A 25,824-nucleotide genomic window follows, 5' to 3' on the forward strand; every position below is an offset into this window, starting at 1 on the left:
TTCCCTATTTTTATAGCAAAAGACACTACTACAATACTACTACATCACTACTACATCAGCATGTAGAGATTGAATTATGAATAGGACACTGTTTAATATCCTGCTTTTTTGGGGGCTGTCATCTACTTGCTGCTATACTGCTTATGCGCAAAATGGATGTGGGCTTCCCGCTGTTGTCAACTATACAAAATTTGACTATCACGGAGGCAGTCAAAACTGGGGAATAGGACAAGATAAGCATGGTGTGATGTATTTTGCGAATAATGACGGGCTGTTAAGTTTTGACGGAAATCATTGGAAACTATATCCATTACCGAATAGTACAGTTATTTGGTCGCTCGCGGTGAGTGATGACGGGAAAATTTATGTGGGGGGCCAGGACGAGATCGGATATTTCGCGCCGGGTTCCAATGGCCTGCTGACCTATACTTCTTTAAAAGACAATATTCCGGAGCAGTACAAAAAATTTGCAGACATATGGCATATTGCCATTATTGGTAGCAGGGTGTTCTTCCAGGGAGATGACCGTATCTTTGAGTATAATGGTAAATCAATCCGTGTTCATTTTTCCAATGCACAATGGTTTTTCATGGCCCGTGCCGGCGACCATATATATGCGGTTGACCGTGTTGCAGGACTCCTGCAATTTGATAACAACCAATGGGCGCCTGTTCGGGATGGTAAAAAAATTGCCGGTATGCTCACTGCCGGTATCGTTTCAATGGGCCAGGACAGTATTATCATCATCAGCCGGACAAATGGTCTCTTTTTATTACACAATGGCTCGATAACTCCGCAACAGGAAAACCTACCCCGTCCTCTTTATATCAACAGCGCCGCCAAAGTAAATGACGCGGAATTGATGGTAGCCAGCTCCTCGGGGGGATCCCTGGTAGTAAATATCAGGAATAAGACCTGGCAAACTTTCGCCAACGACCAGGGACTTCAGAACAACAATGCCCTGAGCGTTTTCAAAGATGCCAGCGGTAACCTATGGACGGGATTAAACAGCGGCATCAGTTATATCAACTACAACTCCGCCATCAGGTATCTCCAGGTAGGTAAAACTAACAATCTACCAGCTTATTCCGCCAGCATATTCAGTAACAGGTTGTATGTAGCTACATCCAACGGGCTGTATAGCGCCCAGTTGACCGATAATAAAAATATCCACGTCGGGCAGGATGATTTTTCGCTGGTAAAAAATACAGAAAACCGGGAAGCCTGGAATCTCGCGGAGATAAACGGACATTTATTACTGGGCAGCGACAACGGCAGTTACGATGTACAGGGAAATGAAGCCCGACTATTATCCGGAGATGCAGGCAGCTGGTATTTCCTCCCGCTCTCCTCCGTTTTCCCGGTGCAGGATATTATAGTAGGCACCTATTATGGCTTAAAGCGACTCAGTTATGAAGGCAATACCTTCAGAGATGAAGGTAAAATAGCAGGAACGCCCGACTCTTACCGGTTTATGGCGATAGACGGCAATGGTGATATCTGGGCCTCCCACCCCTACCGGGGCATCTATCGCATTAGCTTGTCACAAGACAAGAAAAAATATGCCTGCCATCTATATACTTCCACCGACGGCCTGCCCTCGACCTTAAATAATTTTGTCTTCAAAATAAAGAACCAGGTCCTCTTTGCTACCCCGGGAGGGCTTTACGAGTTTAACGCCTCTACCAACAAATTTTTTCATTCCAGGTTTCTTTCCTCAGTTTTTGGCCGGATGAAGATACGGTATCTTACGGAAGACAAGGAAGGTAACACCTGGTTCTGCGGCGACAAAGGAACAGGCGTGGTGCATTTTTCCTCCACTGACACCACCCGGGCGCCCAACGTCACTTATTTCCCTGAATTAGCCGGACAGCTCCTGCCAAAGTTTGACAACATCTATCCTTATAATCCCGAAAATGTATTTATCGGCTCCGAAAAAGGATTAATTCATCTTAACTATCAAAGATATATATCCGGCAAACAGCCTGTCACCGTTCGCCTGGGCATGGTAAAGACGACCGGCAAATCCGACAGCACCATCTTTGGCGGCTACCAGGATGCATACCTGGCGGTTTCTGCATCCGGCAGCGACAAACACCTGGTAGAATTGCCATCTGTATACAATGCTTTTCATTTTGAGTACAGCTCACCGGTATATGATTTCCAGCAAAGCATTACGTATAGCTACCAACTGGAAGGATATGACCCTGACTGGTCGTCCTGGAATAGTAAAACAGAAAAAGACTATACTAACCTGCCTAATGGAAAATATACCTTTAAAGTAAAAGCGCGGGACTACCAGCATAACGAATCCACTGTAGTATCCTATAGCTTTATCATAAAAGCACCCTGGTATAAAACCGTCTGGGCAATGCTTTGCTATCTATCCATTGCAGCCGGCCTGGTACTGCTGGTACGTAAATATTTAAAGCATAAACTGCTACTGCAACAACAGCAATTTGAAGAGGAACAAAAGAAGCTCAAGTACATCCATCACCTGGAGCTGGAAAAAAATGAAAAAGAAATCATCAAGCTGCAAAACGAAAAATTAGCACAGGAAGTACTGCTAAAGAAAAAGGAATTAGCCAACACCAGCATGCACCTGATGGAAAAAGCAGATACTTTAACCAAAATAAAGGAAAAGGTATCACGCCTCAATACCGACGCCAACCCCGACAATAATATTAAGAGTATCACCGACCTGATCAAGGATGCGGAGAAGATCAACGCTAACTGGGACGTGTTTGCGGCGCACTTTGATGAATTGAACGACGACTTTCTGAATAAACTGAAAAAGCAATATCCTCAACTGACCAACTCCGATTTAAAAGTATGTGCTTATATTAAATTAAACCTGTCAACAAAAGAAATTGCGCAATTACTGAACATCACGGTACGGGGCGTGGAAGTAAGCCGGTACAGGATAAGGAAAAAGATGAACCTGCCTACGGAGCAGTCGTTAAGTACGTTTTTTAACCAGATTTAAAATCAATGTTTCACGCTATTTCCATTAATCCGCCCATTCTCTCCTCCTGTCAAGAATATTCCAATATCGAAATTTATTTTTTATATCTTGACCGGCTAACCAAGCACTAAGTTATAGTTATAGCATCTAAAACACGCAGTAATTCAATGATTAAATTCCCACTCACGCTGATTTGTTCTCTTACAGCGCTTAGTTTATTGAAACCGTTTTCGGGGTATGCTCAGACCGCCCCTTCTGAATTAACCATCACCCGATTTTCTGGTCCTTCCATTACCCCCAGCCCTGCCTGCCTGGCCGTAGCGCCTACCGGGGAGGTATATGTGGGAGTGGATGAGATAGGTTCATTGGGAAAAGATCCGGGGAAAGGCCGGATACTTAAGCTGGTAGACACGAACAATGACGGAAAAATGGATCAGCATACCGAATTTGCCATGGTAGACAACCCTCGGGGGATCATCGTCATGGGCAACCAGGTATTTGTATTGCACACTACCTTTTCCAGCGAAACAGGTAAAGCCACCGGTATGGCCCTGGTGGTTTTTGAAGATAAAGATGGCGATGGAAAGGCTGATGGCCCTCCCAAGCCGCTGATTGAGCACCTCAGCAACACCAAGTATATCCAGGAGCGCGGAACCGACCACGCTACCAACGGTATCCGCATGGGTATTGATGGCTGGATCTATATTGCCGTAGGCGACTTTGGCTTCCATGATGCCACCGACCGCTCTGGTAAAAAGCTGACCATGTTGGGCGGAGGTATTATAAGAGTACGTCCTGATGGTACCGAAATGGAGGTATTCACCCACGGCACCCGCAACGTATATGATGTGGCTATTGACCCGTATATGAATGTGTTTACGAGGGAAAATACCAACGATGGTGGCGGATGGAATGTACGCTTCTCCCACCATATCCAATCCGGCGAATTCGGTTACCCGGTATTATTCCAGCATTTTACTGACGAAATATTACCTGCCCTGGCCGACCTCGGCGGTGGCTCCGGTACCGGCGCCCTGTTTATGTCGGAACCCAACTGGCCAGAGAAATATAACAATGTTCCCATGATGGCCGATTGGGGAAGAAGCATGCTTTACATTCACCGGGTAAAGCCTGATGGCGCCACCTTCACACAAAAAGAAGAAGACTTTATCGCATTGCCACAGATCACCGACCTGGATGTAGACGGATCAGGCAGACTTTACCTCTCCGCCTGGGATGGCGCTGGCTATTCCGGTAGCGATACCATCGGCTTCGTGGTACGGGCCGTACCCAATAACTGGAGCTACAAAGCATTCCCGGACCTGGCTAAGGCTTCAGTAGAAGAACTGGTGAACCTGCTGAAATCACCCAGCGCGGTAGCCCGGTTAAACGCCTCCCAGGAACTGCTCCAGCGGGGCGACCAGCAAGGATTAGCCGCTGCGCTAAAGATCGCATCAGATGCACAGCAACCGTTATATGCTCGTGTAGCGGGTCTTTACACCTACGCACAAGGCGCCGGCAAAAATGGCATCCCGGCTTTATTGGAATTGACTAAAGATCCTTCCGTGAAAGAGCACGCCCTGCGCGCCCTGGCAGACCGTAAAGGCCTCCTGGCCGATGTGCCGGAGCAACCTTTCCTGGATGCGCTGAAAGATCCTTCTCCACGCGTTCATGCTGCCGCGATCGTAGGATTGGGGCGTTTAGGCCGTATGGAAGCCGCCACCGCTTTATTGCAAACCAAAGTGCCGGCATCGTTCGTGGCGCCTGCTACTGATAAGGAAGGCCCCCATGCCACCCCTAATGCTGCCATTGTGTTGCCACATCTCGCGGTACGCTCCCTGGTAGCATTGAATGCAGTAGATGCTGCGGTATCGGCTGTCAACGGCCCCCATGCCACGCTGGCATTATGGGCACTGCGCTATATGCACGATGAAAAGGCGGTGAATGGATTAATTGCTGCCTACAAACAGTCGAAAGACGAAAAGCTAAAAAAGCAGATCCTGACTACCCTGGCACGCCTGTACAAAAAAGAGGACGCCTATGATGCATCCTGGTGGTGGGGAACCCGGCCGGATTCACATGGACCGTACTACAAAGCAGTGCTCTGGGAAGGATCACCCGTGATCGAAAAGTTCATGAAGAAAGAAGCAGCCAATCCGGCACGCCTGGCCCTCTTCAGGGATCTCGATGCACGTCATAGAATGGAGATCGCTGCATTCGCGCCACTGAAAAAAGCAGAACCCGTTGCCGCAAAAGAACCTAAAGTAGACCTGGAGAAGATAAAAAGCAAGAAAGGACAGGTAGGTAAGTCTTCTATTGAAGATGTGCTGCTGGCAGTTAAACAATTAAAAGGAGATCCTGCCAAAGGCAAGATATTATTCTCTAACCAGGGCTGCGTGGCCTGCCATAGCCTCAGCAGAAGCGAAAAAATGAAAGGTCCTTTCATGGGACAGATCGGCTCTATCATGAACCGCGAACGGATTGCCGAATCTATCCTGAAGCCTAATGCGTCGATTTCCCAGGGATTTGCCACCTACACGATCACCGCCAAGGGAAATAAAACCTATGTAGGATTTATTACCGAAGAAACGGCCAATAAAGTAGTGATGAGAGATATTACCGGTGAAGTATATACGGTGAATGCGGCAGATATCCTGAGCCGCAAGGAAATGAAAACATCTATGATGCCAACCGGCCTCGCTAACGCCTTGTCTTACGAGGAGTTTGCATCGCTGGTGAGCTTCCTGGAAAAACAAAAGAAATAACGACGAATATTTCCTCATAAAAAAATTCCGACAGGATCAAAAGACCTTACAATGCTATATTGTAAGGTCTTTTTAGTTGTAATAAACAGTCCTAGGGAAGGTGATTTACAGCACCTGGCTTAAACCCACGCCTGTCATAACACCCATCTCTCTAATATTTCGTATATTAAATCCATTATTCCGTTAACTAAAGCCAGAGATGATGTCGCAGTATTCTTTCGGATTTGTTTATGTGCTCACCAACAAAATAATGCCCGGCATAGTCAAAATTGGCATAACAGCGTCGCCTGAGGAAGACAGGCCCATAAGCCTCTTCACGATGGGCATGCCCGATGCCTTCGAGGTCGTTTTCAGGGCCATTACCTCTCACCCTGCTGAGTTGGAAAAACGGGTACATGAGCAGCTTAAAGAAAAACGATACCGCCCGAACCGCGAGTTTTTTGAAGTAACGCCAGAACTGGCCGCCAGCACTATTTTACAGGCACGTCAGGAAACCGACGGCATAAAAGCCTGGGCAAAGAAATCGCAGCTATACCTGCAGGATGGCGATCGCCTGCTGTTATCGCTTCGAGCGGGCCAGGTGCTTTTCTTAAGCGCCTATCCGTCCCTCGTTGCCCTGGAAGCAGCCATGATTGATCTCTGGCAGGTACATACCGATGGAGATACGCTAGAGCTTTATTTTACCGATAATCCTGCATCCCTTCCTAACGATGAGCCCCGTTCCCCCGACAATGCGGGTAACACCCCAGACAACGATATCGTTATTTACAAAGAGCAATTGTTTCCCGGCGATCGCCTCCTCTGGATGGATGATGCGGAGCCCCGCTTTATCAGCGCGCTTTTCGAATCGAAATGTCACTGTCAGCTGATTGCCCGTACCCGCGACCCAAAGTTTACCGCGGAAGGATACCCCAAGCTGATCAACGTAGATGCCAGCTGGACGGCCTCCTCCCAGGTATCAGCAGCGAAACAATATGTTTGCTCCCTCCCACGCCCGAGAATCTGGACAGCCCGCCATACCGGCACGGCCAACAACCGGGCTGATGTTACCTGGAAAAATGCGCCGCCAGCGAACTGGCTGCCATACCTCAATCCAAAACCAGCTACACGGGAAACCAGATAACTAACACCCCGTTCAAAATCGGTCTATTCGTTTTATTTAAATTGGTGTAGGAACATTCCCTTTTCAAAGGTAATTTTGTGCCCCGGTTAACCGGTTAAATCAGTTAACCGTTAAATACCCCCCCCGGATAATATCGTTCAATTACAGCAAACATATGGAGCATAGGTTTTAATGGAAAAGAAGTATTTATTTTTAGTGTTGCTGATTATCGGCACTGCATTTTGGGGCATCTCATTTCCTGTCACCAAAATGGCGACGGACGCCGTTTCCCCTTCTACCTTTTTATTTTATCGGTTTCTGGCGGCTACCATTGTCCTGGCGGCAGTCCTGCGGAAGCAGTTAAAGCGGATGGATAGGCCGGCTCTTACCGCCGGCATGGCACTTGCCATCCCGCTCACATTTGGCATCCATTTCCAAACACTGGGCATCAAGTACACACCCGCCTCTCAATGTGCATTTGTTGCCGGTATATGCGTGGTCATGATCCCTGTTATAAAGCAGCTGGTGTATAAAACGCGGGTAGACCTGAAAATATGGGTGGCTGCTATTACTGCGCTGGTGGGTCTCTTCATCATTTCTGTGAGAGGGAACCTGGTTATTGGCCGGGGAGATGTATATACGATTATCGGCTCCTTTGGCTTTGCGATATATCTCATCCAGGTAGAACGTTATAGCACCGGCCGTGACATCTTACCTACTATTATCCCCATGTTTGCCACCTGTGCATTAATCATGCTCTGCATAGCCACAGGTGATAAAACCGCCAACTGGTTACCGGTGAACCAGGGCTTCTGGATGGGTATCGGTTACTGTGCGCTCTTCTCCACGGCATACATGTATACCATCTCCAATCTTTCCCAACGTTATATTTCCGCGGAAAAAGTGGCTATCATCTATTTATTTGAGCCCATTTTTGCGGCCATTGCTGCCATTCTTATGCTGGGAGAACAGCTTTCCTGGCAGTTGTTGGCAGGAGGTGCGCTGATTTTTGCCGGCACGCTGATGTCAGAAGCTAACTTCAAGCGAAAGGGAGCGTACAAAGATATTCATTAAACTGAAGGTCTGAAAAGGCTAACTATCTTCCCGTAGCTACCACGCTATTGCTTTTTCTTCCTCCTTATCAGGGTTTCTTCATGTTTTTCCAATGCTTCTGATATTGCCTCTTCTACAGAATGAGATTCCTTTACATCCATCTTCGAGCTGGTGATCTCCACCATCTTACAATAATATTTATGTAATACATCCAGCTCTTCTTCTGTTAAGCTTTCTACATCGATCAACCTGTTACTGGCAGATCTGTTGGCAGCAATCAGTTCATTGAGCTTTAGCTGGATGGACTTGGAATCTTTGTTTTGCGCCTTTTGAATTAAGAACACCATCAGGAAGGTAACAATGGTAGTACCGGTGTTAACCACCAATTGCCAGGTGTCAGAAAATTTGAAGACGGGTCCTGTTACAGCCCAGATAACGATAATTAAAACCGCCGCCACAAAGGCGCCGGGACTACCGGTAACGGATACGGCAGCAGCGGCCATGCGTTCAAAGAAGCCGGGCCTTTTAGTGGCATTAATGTCAATATTTTCCATATTAAATATTATTAACACAATAATATTTTTAAATGCCATAAAATGTATGCCATACTGAGGCAAGGTAGAGTGTACATTCAATGGGGTATCAACATTGATGCAAAACGAGCAGTACATTGTGGAATTATGTGTACGTCCTGGGGAGAAATCAGGTAGCCAGTTGTTTGCGTCTGCCTAGTTTCTTGCGGAGCCAGTGTCCTTTCCACATCCAAAAACCGCTTAATACTACTACCGGTAAAAATACCCAGCGCACTGCATTTGCAGCAGGCGGGTTACTGGCTACCGGTCCATAAATGTATCCCAGGATAGGAATACTCAGGATAATATGTAACCAGCGAATGATCTTACGTTCTACAGATGCTTTCATAAAAAATGCTTGTTACACAAAGCTAATCTGTGCATCGATAAGCATTTTTGAAAGTAGATATGCGGGGAAAATGTGTCGATAAAATAAAGAAAAAATAAGCATTCAATGGCCCTCAAAAAAACCGCCTTTTTCGCCGATAGCTGTTTTCACACAATTCATAATAGATTCGTGCAGATCCGTGCCGGCAGCATGCAATGGGTCGATAGCCTTTACCAACACGGTTCGCAATGCAAACAGCTGCTCCCGGTTATATTTTTTTGATGCTTTCACCAGTTCCAGCTTCATCAATTCTTCCTGCTGATTTTGCTTGGGGTTGAAAATTTCATTGATATGGCTGCATTGATGACAAACGCCGTTCTTGTTGACTAACGCACACCTATACTCGAAAATATCAGTCATAATACTTCTTGCATCGTTCAATAAATGCTTTATCACGCCTTCCGTTTTTCCAAGGATGTCTGCAATTTCTTTGACAGAAAAATCGTACATGTCTTTCAGTATCAGCGCTACCTGGTTCTCTATCGCCAGCGTTTTTGAAATACAGGTGAAGCAGAAATCGATATGCTCCCTCATTTCATAAGCGCCGGCCGGCGAGGTATCATGCGCTATCCAGAAAGCTCTCCTGACTTCCTCTGAGCCTATGGCCAGGTCTGCGCCCCTATCCTGGGCATCGGGTTGCCATCTCTTTAATTTTCTCAAATGATCATAGGCCAGGTTGGTGGCTATCTTAAATACCCAGGTCTTTAACGAAGACTCCCGTTGAAACGTAGCGATCCTGGAAAATGCCCTGATAAAAGTGTCGTGCGTAAGGTCGTCCACATCATTACGATCGGTGAGCAGGCGGTACAGGTACGATTTCAGTTGGTTTTGAAACGTGGCAAACAAGGTTTGAAATGCATTGATATCACCGGCCATGGCCGATGCTAAGACATCTTCGTTTTCCATTCCCATAATTTTTCTTGCAATAACAGGTTGCAGTCCCCCAGGCGGAGACTGCAACCACTAATGTACTATAATATGTTTAGCTTCCCGCAGTCCACATCCACGATATGACTGTTGAAAACGACTCCTGGTGCGGAAGCCAGGAAGGCGGCTGTTTCCCCTACGTTTTGCAGGGTGGGCCCTACCTTTAAGATATCGAAAACTTTATACTGCGCCTCCAGCTGCTCCACTGGTATATGGAGATTTTCAGCTGCTGCTTCAATCCATCCCGATATGCGCTTCGTTTCCATAATAGCGCCGGGGCAAATACAGATCACCTTGATACCTGCTCCACCCCATTCGGCTGCCATTCCCCTCGTTAGCCCTTCCATGGCTGCGCTGGCCGCCGTTATGCCGGCCATATTAGGGAGCTTGGACCTGGATAAGGCAGAAGTCAATAATAAGACGGTGCCCTCGGACCGGGTTTCCATCATATATTTCGCAGCTACCCTTGAAGTGAGGAACTGCGAACCACAGATCTTTTCCATGGGGGCCATAAATTGCTGGAAAGTAGCCAGGGTGGTAAGCGGGCGTCCCCCCATCTCACTATACTCAGCTGCAATACCATTGAATACCACATCCAGCTTACCGTTGTCTGCCACCACCTGCTTTAAAAAATCGTCTATCTCCGTTTCATTCAATGCGTCTACCCTGGCAGCTTCTACGTGCCCGCCACTGGCGTTAATGTCCCTGGCCAGCGCTTTTACCGCATCCAGGTTGCGGGCAGTAACATATACCCTGGCCCCGTGTGCTGCAAATGACCGCGCCACTGCGCCTGCAATCTCGCCGGATGCCGCAAATACCACGGCTACTTTGTCTTTTAGATGTTTCATAGTGCTTGTTTTCTCTATTGACGAATAAGCGCGATAAAACGGTCGGTTTTTTATACAAAAATTATAACTAATTGATTACAAGTTGCTAACAACACTACTTAAGATGTCATCAAAATAATTTTACTTTTATTGGGTGATAAAACACCGCTCCCGGTATATAGTAGTGACTAAATTCACCTTTGCATGCAAACTGTACCCGACAATACCCTCCTTTCCCGGCTGAGAAGCGACGACAACACCGCTTTCGGGGTATTGTATGAACACTACTTTCCAAGTATTGCCACTTATATTATATATAACGGTGGTAAAACCGAAGATGCAGAAGATATCTTCCAGGAAGCCCTTATCGTATTGCGTCATAAAATAAGACAACCAGATTTCTTTCTCACCGCCACCATTAAAACATATCTCTTTTCCATTGCCCGGAACCTATGGCTGAAACGCCTACGGGATAATAAGCTAATGCCGGTAGCAGACATATCTATCTATCATTGGGAAACGACTTCCTTTTCCATCACGCTGCATCCCGAAAAAAGTAAAGACGAGAAAGTACAATCCTGGATATCCAGGATCACCGGGCATTGCCAACGTATCTTACGCGCCATTTTCTTTTACCGGGAACCGATGGAAGTATTGATAAAAAAAATGGGATGGAAAAACAAGCATACCGCTGCCAATCAACAATACAAATGCATTCAGCAGGTGAAGAAAATAAAACAGCAGGAAGAAGACAGATAATTTTTGGGTGATAATTGCCATAACCTGGTATTAATAGATATATCACCTTTAAAACTGTTTATCATGACTGCAAAAACAAAGATCATTCTCTGTATCACCTCCCTGCTCCTGACTGGTATCTGTCTTTATCATTTTTTTGGGTAATAAAAAATGATGAATATGAAGAGAGATGTCAACATCTGGAGAATCAAAGAATTTGAAGGCGATGGGAAAAGCTGTCCGATAATTCCGACGCAGCTGCCCTGGTATAAGAAGCTCGCCTTAACCTTTTTTCGTTTCGGCGTATGCCCACTTTGTGTTGCGATGAGTGTGGGCTATAGTATCCGTAAGCTTTTCCGGCAGATGACAACCGATTAAACACCGCACGGAGACATTCCCCAACCGGCTGCCATTACTCCTAACTATTTTACACTATTTTAGCCCCGCAATAAACTAGCTAAACAGATGGAAACAATAGCCGTTTTAGGACTTGGCAGAATGGGCCGTGGAATTGCATCCTGTCTTTTAAAGGCCGGATATCGCGTAATTGTATGGAACCGGAGCGCTGGCAAAGCCGCTCCGCTCTTGCAGGCTGGCGCTATTTGGGCAGAAAGCCCCGCTGCCGCGGCCAGCGAGGCTGCCGTGGTAATTGCCATGGTGGCGGATGATCGGGCATCGGAGGCAGTGTGGCTACATGCCGATGGCGCCTTATCGTATATGCATAGGGGTGCATTCCTGGTGGAATGCTCCACACTATCCGCCGGGCATGTACGGCAACTGGCTGCTGCTGCTGAAGAACGCGGCGTACAGTATATAGATTGCCCGGTAACCGGACTTCCGGAGGCGGCAGCTGCCGGTCAGCTGACCCTGCTGGTGGGCGCAGCTCCCGAAACGCTGGACCAGGTAAGACCGTTATTGAGCTCCTTTTCCAAAGTGATCAGGCATTTCGGCCCGGTGGGCACAGGTACAGATTATAAATTGCTGATTAACCTGATGGGCGCCGTGCAGATTGCGGCCCTGGCCGAAGGTATTGCCCTTGCAGAACGGCTAGGGCTCGATAAAACCACTGTCATGACTGCCCTGGAGCATAGCGCGGCTGCCAGTCCCCAGGTGGTGAGGTATATTCACCGCATGGCCAACCGCGATTATATGGACGATCCTAACTTTACATTAGGCCTGCGGCTAAAAGATGCCTCTTACGGTGTAGCCCTGGCCCATAGTGCCGGCAGCCCGGCGCCGCTGGGGGAAGCTGCTACCGCCTGGTTTGCCCGGGCCTGCAACCAGGACCCACAGCAGGGCCATACCGACGAAGCAGCCGTTGTGGACGCCGTGGTGGCGCAACGAAGTGCCTGATTTGCAAATGATAGTATATCAACATATATTTGTTCAATACAATCATTTACATACAGTACATATGCGTACACCCAAACTAATTACTATTCTTTTATTGGCATTGATTGCTGCGCTTTTCTTCATCCCCTTCCTGGGGCGGGTGCATCTGTTTGACTGGGATGAAATCAACTTTGCAGAGTGTTCGAGAGAAATGCTAAAGCTGGACGATTATACCAGGATCTATGTCAATTTCAAACCTTTTTGGGAAAAACCACCCATGTTCTTCTGGATGCAAAGCCTGTCCATGAAGATATTCGGGATCAATGAATTTGCCGCCCGCTTTCCTAATGCCATCTGTGGCATCGTGACCCTGATCGTACTTTTCATTTGCGGTACGCGGTTGTACGACAGGAAATTTGGTATTCTCTGGGCGCTCGCTTTTGGCGGCTCCCTGTTTCCGAATATGTACTTCAAATCAGGTATCATTGATCCCTGGTTTAACCTGTTTACTTTCCTGGCGCTCTACTACTTTATATTATACCACTGGAAACGAAACGGGTTTGATAAGGAAGGCGTCAATAAAAAACCGGTATTTTACGCCATCTGGTCCGGCATTTTTATGGGCCTGGCCATCCTGACCAAAGGACAGGTAGCCCTGATGGTGTTCCTGATGGTGTTAGGCGTATATTTCTTTTATAACCGTTTTCGTATCTTTTTTAACTGGGGTCATGCCTTATTGTTCCTGGTAGCTACAGCCCTTGTGACGCTTACCTGGTATGGATATGAAACCGCTAAAAACGGGCCCTGGTTTATTACAGAATTCTTAAAATACCAATACCGTCTCTTTACTACGCACGACGCAGGACAGGCGGGCTTCTTCGGGTATCACTACGTGGTGTTGCTCGTTGGCTGTTTCCCCGCCTCCCTGTTTGCTATTCCGGCATTCTTTAAAGGCCGTTATACCAGCAGGTACGATAAAGACTTTAAGATCTGGATGATACTGCTTTTCTGGGTAGTCACCATTTTATTCACGATCGTACAATCCCGTATAATCCACTACTCCTCCCTGGCCTGGTTCCCAATTACCTTCCTGGCGGCCTATTCCTTTTACAAATGGGATAGGAAGGAAATGGATTATAAAAAATATGTGGGCGTACTCACCACCATCCTGGGCGCCATCATTGCGATAGTATTGCTGGCGGTAACCCTCATTGCCTTAAATATCAAGCGACTGATCCCTTATGTACACGACACCTTTGCGCAGGCTAATATGGCCGCGGATGTACACTGGAGTGGCTGGGAAGGACTGGTAGGTATTTTACTGGTGGTAACTATTATCGTGGGATTAATACAGCTGCGTAAACGCGACTTTATCAATGCAGCCACCACCTACTTTGTAGGAACAGGCCTGGTTATTTTCCTCGCGGCTGCGATCATCGTGCCGAAAGTAGAAAAGTACTCACAGGCTGCAGCCATTGAATTTTTTGAGCAAAGACAGGGAGAAGATTGTTATGTAACCACCTTAGGTTATTGGAGCTATGCGCCGTTCTTCTATACCCATAAAGAAAAACCAGCCAATCAAAATTCCTATGAGGAATCGTGGCTGTTGAAAGGAGATATTGATAAACCTGTTTATTTTGTTACCAAAGTAGACCGCGTAGATGATTACAAACAATATTCCCTGAAAGAATTGTATCGTAAGAATGGATTTGTATTCCTGAAGAGAGAAGTACCGGCAAAATAACTGCTGGTCATACGATAATAGAAAAGGCGTTGAAGTAAATTCAACGCCTTTTCTATTTATTATTTTAAACTAACTTATTTCTTTTTCTTACCGGAAAAGAACCGCAATATCTTACTTACTACTTTATCATTAGATCCCAGCATACCTTTGATTTCTGTATAAACAGCCACCATGGTATTGTCCAGTTTCACCATAAATTTCTTTTTCTCTTCCCCCGGACGTACCATGTAATGCGTAGCTCTGCGGAAAGGTTGGGCTTCCTCGGTATAATAATACAAAGCGATAGATCTTCTGTGACGATCTTCCGGGCAGGTAGTAGGTTCCGGGTGTCCATGATAGGAATCGGCGTCTGTATTAAAAATCACGCAGCGATTAAAAACCGGCAGCACTTTCTTTTCGCAGGCCTTCATCTGTGTATCCCACAGTTCCAGTTTACCGCCCCACTCTTCTACCCAATCAGGGTTGAGATACACCAGCACGTTTACCCGGCGTTGCCAGTGGCGATGGTGCGGATGCACGGTGAAATCGGCATGGATGTTCAGGTAGCCTCCCCGCTTAGACTGATGTATGCCGCCTCCTTCCAGGAGATCATCTTTCATCAGTCCTTTTATGCCGGTCAGCTCACTGAGGAACGCCAGGAACTCCGGTGAATTCAGCTCATTGATAGTCCGTTTGATAGTGGCAGGCAACAGGTCGAGTTTATTCAACCCGGCTTTGTTTTCATTGTAGTGAACATAGTTGATCCATCCGTCTTCCTCATTTAATTTATCAAACTCCTGGGAGCATGTAGTTAATACATCCGGGTTCAGGAAATTTTCTAATACTATATGAGGATAAGGACTAGCCCCCTGGTAATCTTTACTTAGTGTAGGGAGCTGACTATTCCAATGATCATAATCGAATAATTGCGTGTTTTCCGCTGTTTCAGTGATAGTTTGCACTTCTTGAGTTTTTAGGCATGACCTTCAAAGGAGCCATAAATATAATGGAAATATTATTTGTTTAGGCAAGGGGTTCGTCAAAATATTTTCTACCTGCGCAAAACAGCCCTGGGCCAGGTTATACCAAAGGTAATCACCCAGCGCCAGGGCTGTTAGCCGTAAGAGGCCGCTAAAATTATGGGAAGTATTTACTGCTATTGTTGCTTTTGCTTAATAACCATGAGCTCTCACCAGGCGGGCCAACAACTGCTGCCCCGAACCATCGCGGTTGGATTCATACAAATTCCAGCTATTGGCGTCTATGGCTTCCAGGTGAAACGACTTTGAAGGATCTGCCAGCACCATTTTCACCCAGCGGGGAAAAGCGTTGGCCGCCCTGGCGTCTTCCCAGGTTCTGATCGTCTTAAAAATGGCGTCTTTCTGCGGACAGCTCTCTACATCTTTCTGGTTCAGGTACAAACTGTAGGTGGTGCCCACTCCCACGGAAATAGCCTGTATATGCTCATACTGGGCAACAGTTGAATGTGCCTTGATAGGAAAGTTGCCGCCCATACCCACGGGGAAAAAGTTGGCATAGGTAACGTCCCTCAGATCTTTACCCTGGCTGGTAGTACTTCCCCACTCCCGGGTATCGGCATCGTAGAGGTTCTTTCCACCCCCTACATTCCAGATACTCTGGTAATGCCAGGAGCCTTCCGACAAGGTAGCTCCGGTGAAGCGGATGGAGGAGAGTCCCAGTTTCGCCGCCCGCTCAAACATTCCGCGGAAGAAACGTTTGGCAGAGTAGTAGCCATGGCCGTTGTTAAACAAAAACTCCTGGCCATCGAAATCGTAGTACGCTAAGCCATTGAGCGCGCAAACATCTGCATAGTAGGCCGCAATTGCATCCTGTAATTGCATATTAGGGATAATGCCCTCGTAGCCGTAATTAATCGTCACCTGGAGTTTATACACGGTATCGCGTACTTTATGACTGGCTGCCTGGGTATTCCAGTAGCCGCGTTTCACGTTCAGCAATCTATAAGGCGCCTTATCGGACACGCCCAGGTAATGGATTAACTCCTTCCCGATTTTTATCATATTTAAATCGGCGCAATGTCCTTCCCAGCTGGCAATTTCTTCCAGGTATTTAGGATCATCCACCACGATGATGGTATCGGTGGGACTAAGATCCGCCATCAGCAAACGGCGTTGCTGGTAGCACAGGCTATCGCTTGGCACGGGACTGGCATCCAGGGTGCCCGGCGCCAGCGAATTGGTGATCGTTGTTCTGCCTATGGTAATACCATATTTGGCTGCCATCTCCGAAAATGCTTTGTGCGACACATTACCGGCGGTTAAATGAATGGGATGTTTTTCAAAATTCCGGCCATCGATATAGCCATTATTACCACGATCCGGCCTTAAAAAACCTTGATCATATAAGCTGATGGTTTTAAAGCCCAGCCTGGATGTATAGGATATAATGCTGTCATACAGGTTGCCACTGGTAATAGCATCGGGCATGTAGGCAGCCGGATCTTTTACCCATCTCCCATTGATAGTGGGATAAGGTAAGCGTTCTGCCTTTACAATCTGTTGCACCACATCCAGCAGGGCAGTGCTGTCCGGGCTCCCCCACAAGGCAATGGAAGATCCGATATAATCTACACCCGGCAATGGCTGCACCTGTATATGGTTGGGGATATTGGCCGCCATATGCGGGATCAGTGAATAATTCACTTCCCTTTCAATGGACCGGTCGCGCGACTGGTAAGTAATGGATATCCTTCCCTTTGCGTCTACGCTGGCTGCGTTACCGTACATGATCCGGTAGTAAGGCTCCTTGTGGGCATAAAATGCGACGTCACTCACGCCATCGCCCCCCAGGCTAAATACCTGTCCTTCGTGCAGGCTATCGGGCAGGGGGTAGCGTTTGGCATCGGGCGAATGAATGATATATTGAAATGGGGCAGCATCACCGATGGTGGCTGCTGTACCCCCGAGGGTATTGTCGTTTAACGCCAGCATACCAATGGCATAGTTTACCGCTTCACTGGTATCGCGGCTTACGCCAATGATCTCACCCAGCAGGTTGGTAATATTGGTGTGATAGGCGCCCCATTCGATAGCGTCGATACCGTTTCGTGGGGTGAGGGATTGCAGGGTGAGCTTAAAATATTTTTCCTGCGGAAGAATAGAAACTTTGGCCACAGCTCCATTGGCATAGTTTAGTAACAGGGTTTTACTCCCCTTGTTATACGTAGCTTTTACAGGTGGATAATATGTTTTTTGCTGGCTGTTATAAAGGCACAACAAGGGAGAGGGCTTTTCGGGCGGGCTGAATTCGCGGTTAGGCGTTACCGTGGTATTCTTCATACTGGTAATCCATCCTTTACCGTCGATGTGAATTTTAAAATAAGCAGTATTAAAATCACTTTGTGCCATCAGGCTCGAAGAAAGCGCACATGCGGTAATCAGTGCAATAATTTTTTTTATGACCATTGCGTAAAAATAGGTATGAAAGCAGGGGAATTGCAGTGCAAAATTATCCAATTCCTATGTTTTATTTGCACCCGGCGGCTTGATAAAAAGACAGGAGCTGCTTGCAGCTCCTGTCTACAAAGCAGCTCCTTTTACTTCATTGAAAAGGTTTCATCAAATGAAGTCCGGTGTGTTGCTCCTGGTTGGTTCATCCAGTACTTTACTTTTAAAGTACGGGTGCTGGGGTCAAATTTATTTATACCCGAAGGGTCTAGCTCTGCTGACCTTCCGTTGGATGAAGGTTGCCCATATTTATTGACGACGCTGATCACCCGGTAATTATTATCCAGGTTAAATACCACACCAAACGATCCGTAGTAAGAACCATTGCCTCCATTCAAAATCTTGTGATACACATCGTTCGTCTCATCATTGTCTACCAGCTCAAGTTGTGTGGCGGTAGTAGGCCGCAGCGTTACATTCCAGGGATAGGGGCCTGTTAAGGAGCCGTTGGTATGATCGATCATCTGGCCGGTGCAGGTATATTGCGCAGCGGCCAGGTTTACTGGCAGCGTTTGTGAGGCATAGAAAGTATCAATACCCATTGGAGGAATATAGGCTGTTTTCAATTGCACAGCCGCCAACGATGGGGAGGCATTTTTCAGCGTATCCTGGAACGCATCCTGGGAAAGATATTTCACTGACCCGGCCGGTCCGGATGCTGTTACATATCCTACGGATGTATACTTACAGATGGTATCTACCGAAACAAAGCTCAGGATAATACCAGCCTGGCTATTGGATATATTCACGCGGCGGGCCTGCAGGTTATTTTCATACGCTTGTCCCAGGCTGGAACCACTGATAACCGCTGATCCGGGAGTAGATGGATTGCCGGCTTTGTCATAGGCAACCACCTCAAATGCGTACTCACCTTCGGGCAGGTTGGGCACAATCACCTTCCGTATTACACTATCCGACGCAGGAACTTCCAGGCTACTGTTGCGATTTTTCCAATAAATCACAAACCGGGTAATATTGGGGTCTTTCGACCGGGTGAACTGTAATTCCACCCTTCCCCTACCGGGATGCGCCTCCAGGTTGGTGGGCACACCGGTATAAAAGATCTCCCCACTGGCCAGGTAAGGCGCATATTCGTGATCCATTTTTGTACATGCACCCAATCCTGTTACTGTCAGTAATAGGGCATACATAATATTCTTCATAATAATTTTTTTAAATGCTACCGGATATAATTACTTATAGTCCCCCATGAACTTGATAGAAGCCATTTCCAATCCTTGTCCGCCGGAAAAGTTCTGGAGGATCACCAGCCGGAAATAACGCATGGTAACTGCCGGCAGGGGGAAGATAAATTCTGATCCATTATCCACTACTGCGTTGTCGGCGCTGTTGAGCTGTCCATAGGGAAGACCGGAGGGCTTCACCAGTTCATACACGCCTCCTATCTGCGTCCAGGTATTGTCGAGCGCGCCGTTGGGATTGGGGTTCATGCTGCCATATACCTTAAAGAACCGCAGGGTACCGTTCCTGAATTCTGCACCGCCATTCTGCCGCATCCAGTAACGGAAACGACTTAATACTACCGGGCGTCCAAAATCTATGGTCACACGGGCGGGCACAGAGTCGTTTGGACTAGTACCTCCATAAAATGCCCAGTCCCCTGCGCTATAGGAATTCGAAAGTGGCACACTCAGGTCTGAACCACAACAGGCGGTCTGGTCGCCTGGTAGTACCAATGCTTTCATCTTGGTACGATCCAGTTCCTGTTCATTCATCGACGTCACTTTTGCCCAAACCGTATCAGATACATTTCCCCACCTGTCGCGTACAAAGGCGCCAAACTTTCTTTCCGTTGCGGAAAATCCCCTGACGGAAAAATTGCCTGATGTATCCTTTGTATAGTTGGTATAGATATATTCCGGTTTGCCAATGGTGTCTACCAGTGTCACTACGCCGATATCGGCGCCGGTAACATTCCTGAACTGGATATTTGCACCTCCGAAGTCAGCCACAATCTGGAGGGAGGATTTTACCGTGAGATAAGGAGGCGTTTGTGGATGCACTGTCACCTCAACAGGGTCGGACTTCACTTCGCTGCGGCTAACGGCATACAGCGTTACCTTATACTCTCCTGCTTTTTCAAAGCCCACCACCTTTAAAGTATCTGTATAATACGAAGCTTTCACCTGTTGATGCATCTTTTGATTAATCATGTAATCGGCCTGTACATAGAGTATTTCCGGATCTGCGGGGATGTCGTAGATGATGAGAGCTCCGCCGGGGAAATTGTTCACCTGTACATTTTTTACCACAGGAGGTTTCTTATCGCTCTTGTAGATGGGTTCCAGGTTGGTACCGGTTTGTTTCTGGCAGGAATAGAGGCCCACGGCAATGATCGCCGTAGTTGCTGCCATTATATAAAGGAATAATTGCTTCTTCATTTCTCTTTAGTTTAATAGATCCAGGTAAGCTACCACAGGGGGTTTTGAACAAGATTAGGATTTACATACAGGTTCTCCTCCTTGATCGGGGCCAGGAAATCCTTATAAGTATTATGTGGCTGGTAAATGGACCTTACCTTGTAAAATGCCGCAGGCGTGCTTTGCGTAACATCCCAACCGGTAACTGCTCTGTTCATGAGGTCCAGGCGTTTCCAGCGGCGCATGTTCCAATAATTTTCTCCTTCAAAAATAAATTCGATCATGGTTTCCTGTTGGATAATACTTCTCAATCCTTCCCTTGTAGAGGGTTTCGTAGCATTCCTCGAATGTGCGGCCCATGATTGCACTACGCCGGCCAGTCCTGCCCGGCCCCGTACCGCATCAATATATTGATACGCTTTGGCCGATGGGCCTTCCGATTCATTGAGCGCTTCTGCATACATCAGGTAGAGCGCACTTAAACGGATGGCTGGCCAGGTATAGGCATCTGCGGTATAGGAACCTCCATCGCCCGATGTTTTCCAGCTAACCAGTTTCTTGGGCCAGTAACCGGTAAAGGAATACCTCGACAATGAATTAGCGGAAGAAGAGCCCCACATGGTGTTTATATACAACAGGTTGTCTTCATTGGCCCGCTGCTTCATAAAGTAAGAAGAGCCGTCAAACGCCAGGTCAGCATAATAACGATACTCCCTGTTCACGTTAAAAGAAGAAGTGGTATAGTTAGGTTTTAAGATGCTGCGCATACCGGCAGGGATGGTGACTAACTTCGTATATCGATTGGCGTAATCCCAGTCAATATCTTCGTCGATGGGCACGCCATTACCGGTATAAAATATTTCACAAGCATTCATGTTAGCCGCCCATAAAGCATAGGTATAGGAATAAACATCGTTCCTGGGTGCGCATTCCCGCTGTAATTCTGAGGTCGTGGATTGAGGGAAACCCCATATACATTCCTGGTTCCAGTCATCGGTAATCGCGCACCGGATATCCATACATGTCTTGGTGGTATCTCCGATGGTATTGAGATCAAAAGGTTTTTCGAAATGATACAACTGGAACCCGGCGCTGTTAGCTGCTGTGATAGCCTCCTGGCAGGCTGCTGCCGCCTTCTGCCACTTCGATACATCCGCTGCGGTGTTTACCAGTGCCTTGCCATCTTTATTCTTCAATCCGGCATAATCCGCATTACCGTTAAAAAGCGGGCTGGCATTCAGTGTCAGTGCATACGCTTTAATAGCGAGGGCAATGGGCGCCGTGATACGTCCCAGCTCTTCCCGCTGGTTAGTGATGGTGGGTGGCAGGTCCGGTACTGCTTCAGTTACCAATTGCGCAATGTAGTTGGCTACATCATCTACTGGCTCCCGTTTTACCTTCACCGCCTCTACATCGGCCGATACCGGGATGTTCACCTTCATAATGGGAATGGGACCATACATCCGCATCATCAGGAAATGATAATAAGCTTTTAATACTTTTACTTCGGCAATCCATCTCTTTCTTTCCACTTCCGTCATATCAGGCACCTTACCAATATTCTCCAGGAATATATTGCAGGTACGCATAGCGGTGTACATGGCCACTCCTCCATTTTCGCCATCCCAGTAGTTAGCAATGGGGGTTACAATGTTCTGATAATCGTAACAAAGCTGCATTATTGATTCCGGCACACCAGGCGCCTGGGAACCCGGATAGGGCGTAGCAATTTCCCGCGATCCCAGGAAAGTATAATTCTGGGAAACACTACCCAACATGGGCAGATAGGAATAACAGGTAAACAGGTACTTCTTGGCAGTGGCACGCATCTGGAACGCCTGATCCAGTGTAGCCACATTGTCCGGGATAACATCCAGGAATTTTTTACAGGCACTACTGCAAAGGATGATCATTCCCAGTAGCATTATCTTTATAGTCCTCATACTCATTTTTTTCTGTTGCTAATTGCTATTTAAATGAACAGGTCACACCCGCGTTAAACACCCGTTGGATAGGATATCCTAAACCATTACCGCCCATTTCCACATCCCAGAGGTGAAATTTGCTGAAAGTGAAAAGGTTGGTCCCATTCAGGTAAAACCTGGCGTTGGTAAGACGTAGTCTTTTCATCATTGGAGTAGGCAACGTATACCCGATTTCTACCGATTTAATACGGAGCAGGGCGCCGTTTCTCATAAACCAGGTGCTGGTTTCGTTATTGTTATCGATAAGGCTGGTGCTAAGCCGGGGCCACAACGCATAGATATTCTGGTTATCTTCACTCCAGTGATTATCCGCCCATACCTTCAGCAGCTGGCGTTGATCGTTTATAAAGGGAGAAGTTGCTTTGGAATCAATCCAGAAAGATTCGCGGCCTAATCCCTGGAAGAAAATGTTAAAGTCGAAACGATCATAACCGGAGGATATACCAAAACCATACACGATTTCAGGAGTAGTGGGGAAACCAATAGGCGCCATATCCAGCTCCGTGATTTGTCCGTCGCCATTCACATCGCGGTACTTAATATCTCCCCCGCCATATATACCGAAGTTTTGTTTCGGTGCATTTTTTGCGTCCAGGTCATCCACGAACAACCTTTCTGCGATGTATCCCCATTGCTGTCCCAGGGAGTGACCTACGTGTGATTTATTCTTTTCCGGGTAAGCCGGCTCTTCGTACACGTCAAAGCGACTGGTGGCATAGGTAAAGTTGGCCATGGCTTTGGCCCACCATTTCCGCGTGATCTGGTGTGAGTAGTCCAGCGCTATATCTATACCATGTGCAGACGCTTTACCCACGTTGGCGCTCAGCCCTGCCGACAAGCCCATGGTGGTGGGAATGGAGGTACGGGGCATGAGGATGTTGGATCTTTTCTCGCTATATACATCTACCTCCATGTTCAAACGATCAAAGAAAGAGGTCTCGAAACCGATATTGGTTTTTGCAGCCTTTTCCCAGGTAATATCGTTGTTGGCATACCGGGAAATATCGATACCGGAGAGGTTGTAATCTTTCAGGGTACCGAAGGTCATTCCTCTAAGCTTACTATTCATATCTACATTAGACAAATAAAAGAAGCGGTCTTCCGGTTTACCGATCGCATCGTTACCTACCAGGCCGTAGGTAGCCCTTAATTTAAGCTTGGTGATAACATTCTTCAGGTTCTCCCAGTATTTTTCATTGGATACAGTATACGCTACCCCGGCTGATGGGAAAAAGCCGAAGCGATGCGTTTTATAAAACCGTTCTGACCCGTTGTAGCCGAAGTTGAACTCCGCCGCGTACCGGTTATCATACAGGTAAGTGGCACGGCCCGATAGCCCTACATTCCTGAATGGCAGGGAGTTTTGGAGGCTGCCGGCGTTTCCGGTAAGGCTGTTTTTCGCGATGCCCACCAGGGTACCACTCACGCCATGCACTTTATTAAATGTTCTGCGATAGTCCAGTGCCAGTTCACCGTAAAAGTCGGATGACAGCGTTTTATCACCTTCTGAATAGTTGAGATACTCCGTGCCGGCGGGCGCCTGCGACTGGCCGGCTTCCTGGTTAATCGCTTTCAGGGAGTAGCCTTTGGTTACATAGTCGTAATTATAGGCTACATAATAAAAAGGATTATACTGCCTGGAGAGAGAGAAGTAGGCGTTGCGCTGGATATTCACCAGTCCACGCGCCGAGAGTCCTTCTGTAATGAAAGACAGCTTCTGGTTGAGCGCCAGTTGTGCATTGATGGCCGACCGGTTAAATTGTTTATATCCTTTTAGCAGATCCGCATAGGGATTATTGTACTTCCCGTCAGCGGAATTGCCAAACATGATATGCCGTACGTACTTTGTTTCTTCAGTAGGCTGGTAATAAGCCGGAAACAATACAGGGTTCGATTGCATGATCTGGTTATAGACGTCCGTTCCTCCATTGATAGGACCGGAATAGTCGTCAAAGCTACCGGAGATACGTACAATCATTTCGGTAGAGGGCGTCAGGTTGATGTTGACATTACTCCTGATAGAATAGGATTTGAGCTTGGAGTTGCTGTTAAAGTTACTCTTCTTGTCTACCTTCAGTATCCCGTTATCCAGGTTCATAGCGCCGGCTACGTAGTAGCGGGCTACTTTCCCGCCACCATTTACCGACAGGTTGTAACGTTGGTTGAGTGCGGAGTTACGCAGCAACATTTTCTGCCAGTCAGTTGCCGGGTATATTACCGGATCGACACCATTCTTAGTATTTTCAATTTTATCTTTCGGGTATAGCAGGCCTCCGAGAGGGTTCCTGGTGAGCACGGCTTCATTGGCCAGTTCCATATAAGTAATAGGATCTGCCAGCTGTACGTTTTGGGTGGAGCGGGAAACGGAATTTTCCGCCCTGAACGAAACCGTTGCAGCGCCCTCCTTACCTTCTTTGGTGGTGATTAATATAATGCCATTAGCGCCTTTAGATCCATACAGTGCGGTGGCGGTGGCATCTTTCATAATGGAAAAGCTGGCGATATCGTCCACTTGCAGCCGTGCGAGGTCTGTGCTGGTGGCCTCAATATTGTCGATGAGGATGAGGGGCGATTTCCGGTAGCCAAAGGTAGTAACCCCTCTGACAAAGAAATCGGCATTATCAAATCCCGGTTCGCCGCTGCGCTGGTAAGCGATGATACCGGCCAGTTTGCCTGCCAGCGCGTTGGTCAGGTTACTGCTGGGGATTTTTAATTCTGATGGTTTAATAGAAGTTACCGCGCCTACTACCTCTGTTTTCTTCTGTCTTCCCTGCGCGACTACTACGACTTCATCTACTTTAGACTCCAGTCGCTTCAGTATGATGCGCATTGGACCGGTGGAACGCACTGTTACATCCAGTGATTCATACCCGATAAACGATACAGTCAGCGTTGCCCCGATAGCCGGCGCCTGGATGGAGAAACGGCCATAAGCATCGGTGGTAACGCCTTTGGCAGTACCCTTCAGCTTAACCGTTGCCCCTGGCAATGGCAGGCCATCGTCGCCCATTACCACCCCGGTTATCTCAATCGCCGCTGGTGCGGCGGCCGACAGGGAATCTTTTCCCAGGGTTTCTACCGCAGTGATAATAATCCTGTTTTTTGAAATCAGGTACGTTAATGGTAGCCCTTTAAAGCAGTTTTTCAAGGCATCCGGCAGCGGGGCATTACGTACATCGATGTTAATCCCCGCAGCATTGTTTAACAGGTCGTCTTCGTAAAAAAAACGGTACCCGGTTTGGCGGTTGATTTCCTTTAACACCGTTTTCAGCGATACATTTTTCCCTGATAAGGTAACGCTCTGGCCGAAACTTATGGCGCTGGCCTGCATGCAAAAACAGAGCAGGCTAAATGCGGTAAACTTCATCATCAACAATAGTTTTGTGATTGTTTTACATCGTGGATGGGCACGGAAATGTCCTCTTAAATTCATACATTTGTTTTTGCAGCTACTCATTTTCAAATGAGTGGATGAGGGTAAATAAATAGAGAGTTATGTGCATAGCACTCCTTATCCGGACGATATTCCGGACAGTTTGCCCTTATAGCAACGTCCTGTCTCGCACACAGGGCGTTTT

The 25,824-nt window shown here is 47.3% G+C and carries 18 protein-coding genes; 8 read left to right on the forward strand and 10 right to left on the reverse strand.

Annotated elements, in window-relative coordinates; all coding sequences use genetic code 11:
• Window positions 1-76 precede the first annotated feature (76 nt).
• From HGH90_RS02180 to HGH90_RS02195, 4 genes are all read left to right on the forward strand, one after another.
• On the forward strand, window positions 77-2,986 hold the full coding sequence (locus tag HGH90_RS02180) for a triple tyrosine motif-containing protein (RefSeq protein WP_169190283.1): 2,910 nt from the start codon (window positions 77-79) through the stop codon (window positions 2,984-2,986).
• A gap of 146 nt (window positions 2,987-3,132) precedes the next feature.
• Window positions 3,133-5,730: a c-type cytochrome gene (locus tag HGH90_RS02185; RefSeq protein ID WP_168763372.1), complete on the forward strand. Its 2,598-nt coding sequence runs from the start codon at window positions 3,133-3,135 to the stop codon at window positions 5,728-5,730.
• A 199-nt stretch (window positions 5,731-5,929) separates the two neighbouring features.
• On the forward strand, window positions 5,930-6,853 hold the full coding sequence (locus HGH90_RS02190) for a GIY-YIG nuclease family protein (protein WP_168763373.1): 924 nt from the start codon (window positions 5,930-5,932) through the stop codon (window positions 6,851-6,853).
• 171 nt (window positions 6,854-7,024) lie between these two features.
• Window positions 7,025-7,906 (forward strand): DMT family transporter, encoded by an 882-nt coding sequence (locus tag HGH90_RS02195; RefSeq protein WP_168763374.1) that lies wholly within the window; start codon window positions 7,025-7,027, stop codon window positions 7,904-7,906.
• 44 nt (window positions 7,907-7,950) lie between these two features.
• On the opposite strand, the gene HGH90_RS02200 is transcribed toward HGH90_RS02195, so the two are convergent.
• From HGH90_RS02200 to HGH90_RS02215, 4 genes are all read right to left on the reverse strand, one after another.
• Window positions 7,951-8,439 (reverse strand): low affinity iron permease family protein, encoded by a 489-nt coding sequence (locus tag HGH90_RS02200; RefSeq protein ID WP_168763375.1) that lies wholly within the window; start codon window positions 8,437-8,439, stop codon window positions 7,951-7,953.
• A 148-nt stretch (window positions 8,440-8,587) separates the two neighbouring features.
• The gene (locus HGH90_RS02205) at window positions 8,588-8,806 is read right to left on the reverse strand and encodes a hypothetical protein (protein ID WP_168763376.1); all 219 of its coding nucleotides are present in this window, start codon (window positions 8,804-8,806) and stop codon (window positions 8,588-8,590) included.
• 102 nt (window positions 8,807-8,908) lie between these two features.
• Window positions 8,909-9,751 carry an RNA polymerase sigma factor gene (locus tag HGH90_RS02210; protein WP_168763377.1) on the reverse strand — a complete coding sequence of 281 codons (843 nt, stop codon included), beginning with the start codon at window positions 9,749-9,751 and terminating at the stop codon, window positions 8,909-8,911.
• A gap of 65 nt (window positions 9,752-9,816) precedes the next feature.
• On the reverse strand, window positions 9,817-10,620 hold the full coding sequence (locus tag HGH90_RS02215; protein ID WP_168763378.1) for an SDR family NAD(P)-dependent oxidoreductase: 804 nt from the start codon (window positions 10,618-10,620) through the stop codon (window positions 9,817-9,819).
• A gap of 183 nt (window positions 10,621-10,803) precedes the next feature.
• On the opposite strand from HGH90_RS02215, the gene HGH90_RS02220 reads away from it, so the two are divergent.
• The 4 genes from HGH90_RS02220 (at window position 10,804) to HGH90_RS02235 (ending at window position 14,413) form a co-directional block, all read left to right on the forward strand.
• Complete coding sequence (locus tag HGH90_RS02220) at window positions 10,804-11,358, forward strand: RNA polymerase sigma factor (RefSeq protein ID WP_168763379.1); 555 nt, start codon at window positions 10,804-10,806, stop codon at window positions 11,356-11,358.
• Window positions 11,359-11,517: 159 nt separating this feature from the next.
• Complete coding sequence (locus tag HGH90_RS02225; protein ID WP_169190284.1) at window positions 11,518-11,715, forward strand: hypothetical protein; 198 nt, start codon at window positions 11,518-11,520, stop codon at window positions 11,713-11,715.
• Between the two features lie 87 nt (window positions 11,716-11,802).
• Window positions 11,803-12,690, forward strand: a complete 888-nt coding sequence (locus tag HGH90_RS02230; RefSeq protein WP_169190285.1) for an NAD(P)-dependent oxidoreductase — start codon at window positions 11,803-11,805, stop codon at window positions 12,688-12,690.
• 61 nt (window positions 12,691-12,751) lie between these two features.
• On the forward strand, window positions 12,752-14,413 hold the full coding sequence (locus HGH90_RS02235) for an ArnT family glycosyltransferase (protein ID WP_168763382.1): 1,662 nt from the start codon (window positions 12,752-12,754) through the stop codon (window positions 14,411-14,413).
• A 74-nt stretch (window positions 14,414-14,487) separates the two neighbouring features.
• Here the strand turns inward: HGH90_RS02235 and HGH90_RS32065 are convergent, their stop codons facing one another.
• From HGH90_RS32065 to HGH90_RS02265, 6 genes are all read right to left on the reverse strand, one after another.
• Window positions 14,488-15,354, reverse strand: a complete 867-nt coding sequence (locus HGH90_RS32065) for a 2OG-Fe(II) oxygenase (RefSeq protein ID WP_246121153.1) — start codon at window positions 15,352-15,354, stop codon at window positions 14,488-14,490.
• 210 nt (window positions 15,355-15,564) lie between these two features.
• Entirely contained in the window at window positions 15,565-17,838 is a 2,274-nt protein-coding gene (locus tag HGH90_RS02245; RefSeq protein ID WP_211092928.1) for a hypothetical protein, read from the reverse strand.
• Window positions 17,839-17,969: 131 nt separating this feature from the next.
• Complete coding sequence (locus HGH90_RS02250; RefSeq protein ID WP_169190286.1) at window positions 17,970-19,043, reverse strand: DUF4998 domain-containing protein; 1,074 nt, start codon at window positions 19,041-19,043, stop codon at window positions 17,970-17,972.
• A gap of 30 nt (window positions 19,044-19,073) precedes the next feature.
• Window positions 19,074-20,282, reverse strand: a complete 1,209-nt coding sequence (locus HGH90_RS02255) for a DUF4959 domain-containing protein (RefSeq protein ID WP_169190287.1) — start codon at window positions 20,280-20,282, stop codon at window positions 19,074-19,076.
• A gap of 29 nt (window positions 20,283-20,311) precedes the next feature.
• Complete coding sequence (locus tag HGH90_RS02260; RefSeq protein ID WP_169190288.1) at window positions 20,312-22,204, reverse strand: RagB/SusD family nutrient uptake outer membrane protein; 1,893 nt, start codon at window positions 22,202-22,204, stop codon at window positions 20,312-20,314.
• A gap of 25 nt (window positions 22,205-22,229) precedes the next feature.
• Window positions 22,230-25,616 (reverse strand): TonB-dependent receptor, encoded by a 3,387-nt coding sequence (locus HGH90_RS02265; RefSeq protein WP_248276959.1) that lies wholly within the window; start codon window positions 25,614-25,616, stop codon window positions 22,230-22,232.
• Between the last annotated feature and the right edge of the window lie 208 nt (window positions 25,617-25,824).

The organism is Chitinophaga sp. Ak27 (assembly GCF_012726295.1).
Classification (GTDB): Bacteria; Bacteroidota; Bacteroidia; order Chitinophagales; family Chitinophagaceae; genus Chitinophaga.

Coding starts and splice junctions, on each gene's coding strand:
- HGH90_RS02180 (WP_169190283.1), top strand. CDS start 77: ATGAATAGGACACTGTTTAATATCCTGCTTTTTTGGGGGCTGTCATCT.
- HGH90_RS02255 (WP_169190287.1), bottom strand. CDS start 20,282: ATGAAGAAGCAATTATTCCTTTATATAATGGCAGCAACTACGGCGATC.
- HGH90_RS02230 (WP_169190285.1), top strand. CDS start 11,803: ATGGAAACAATAGCCGTTTTAGGACTTGGCAGAATGGGCCGTGGAATT.
- HGH90_RS02215 (WP_168763378.1), bottom strand. CDS start 10,620: ATGAAACATCTAAAAGACAAAGTAGCCGTGGTATTTGCGGCATCCGGC.
- HGH90_RS02260 (WP_169190288.1), bottom strand. CDS start 22,204: ATGAGGACTATAAAGATAATGCTACTGGGAATGATCATCCTTTGCAGT.
- HGH90_RS02250 (WP_169190286.1), bottom strand. CDS start 19,043: ATGAAGAATATTATGTATGCCCTATTACTGACAGTAACAGGATTGGGT.
- HGH90_RS02200 (WP_168763375.1), bottom strand. CDS start 8,439: ATGGAAAATATTGACATTAATGCCACTAAAAGGCCCGGCTTCTTTGAA.
- HGH90_RS02220 (WP_168763379.1), top strand. CDS start 10,804: ATGCAAACTGTACCCGACAATACCCTCCTTTCCCGGCTGAGAAGCGAC.
- HGH90_RS02195 (WP_168763374.1), top strand. CDS start 7,025: ATGGAAAAGAAGTATTTATTTTTAGTGTTGCTGATTATCGGCACTGCA.
- HGH90_RS02185 (WP_168763372.1), top strand. CDS start 3,133: ATGATTAAATTCCCACTCACGCTGATTTGTTCTCTTACAGCGCTTAGT.
- HGH90_RS02265 (WP_248276959.1), bottom strand. CDS start 25,616: ATGATGAAGTTTACCGCATTTAGCCTGCTCTGTTTTTGCATGCAGGCC.
- HGH90_RS02245 (WP_211092928.1), bottom strand. CDS start 17,838: ATGGTCATAAAAAAAATTATTGCACTGATTACCGCATGTGCGCTTTCT.
- HGH90_RS02235 (WP_168763382.1), top strand. CDS start 12,752: ATGCGTACACCCAAACTAATTACTATTCTTTTATTGGCATTGATTGCT.
- HGH90_RS02205 (WP_168763376.1), bottom strand. CDS start 8,806: ATGAAAGCATCTGTAGAACGTAAGATCATTCGCTGGTTACATATTATC.
- HGH90_RS02210 (WP_168763377.1), bottom strand. CDS start 9,751: ATGGAAAACGAAGATGTCTTAGCATCGGCCATGGCCGGTGATATCAAT.
- HGH90_RS02225 (WP_169190284.1), top strand. CDS start 11,518: ATGAAGAGAGATGTCAACATCTGGAGAATCAAAGAATTTGAAGGCGAT.
- HGH90_RS02190 (WP_168763373.1), top strand. CDS start 5,930: ATGATGTCGCAGTATTCTTTCGGATTTGTTTATGTGCTCACCAACAAA.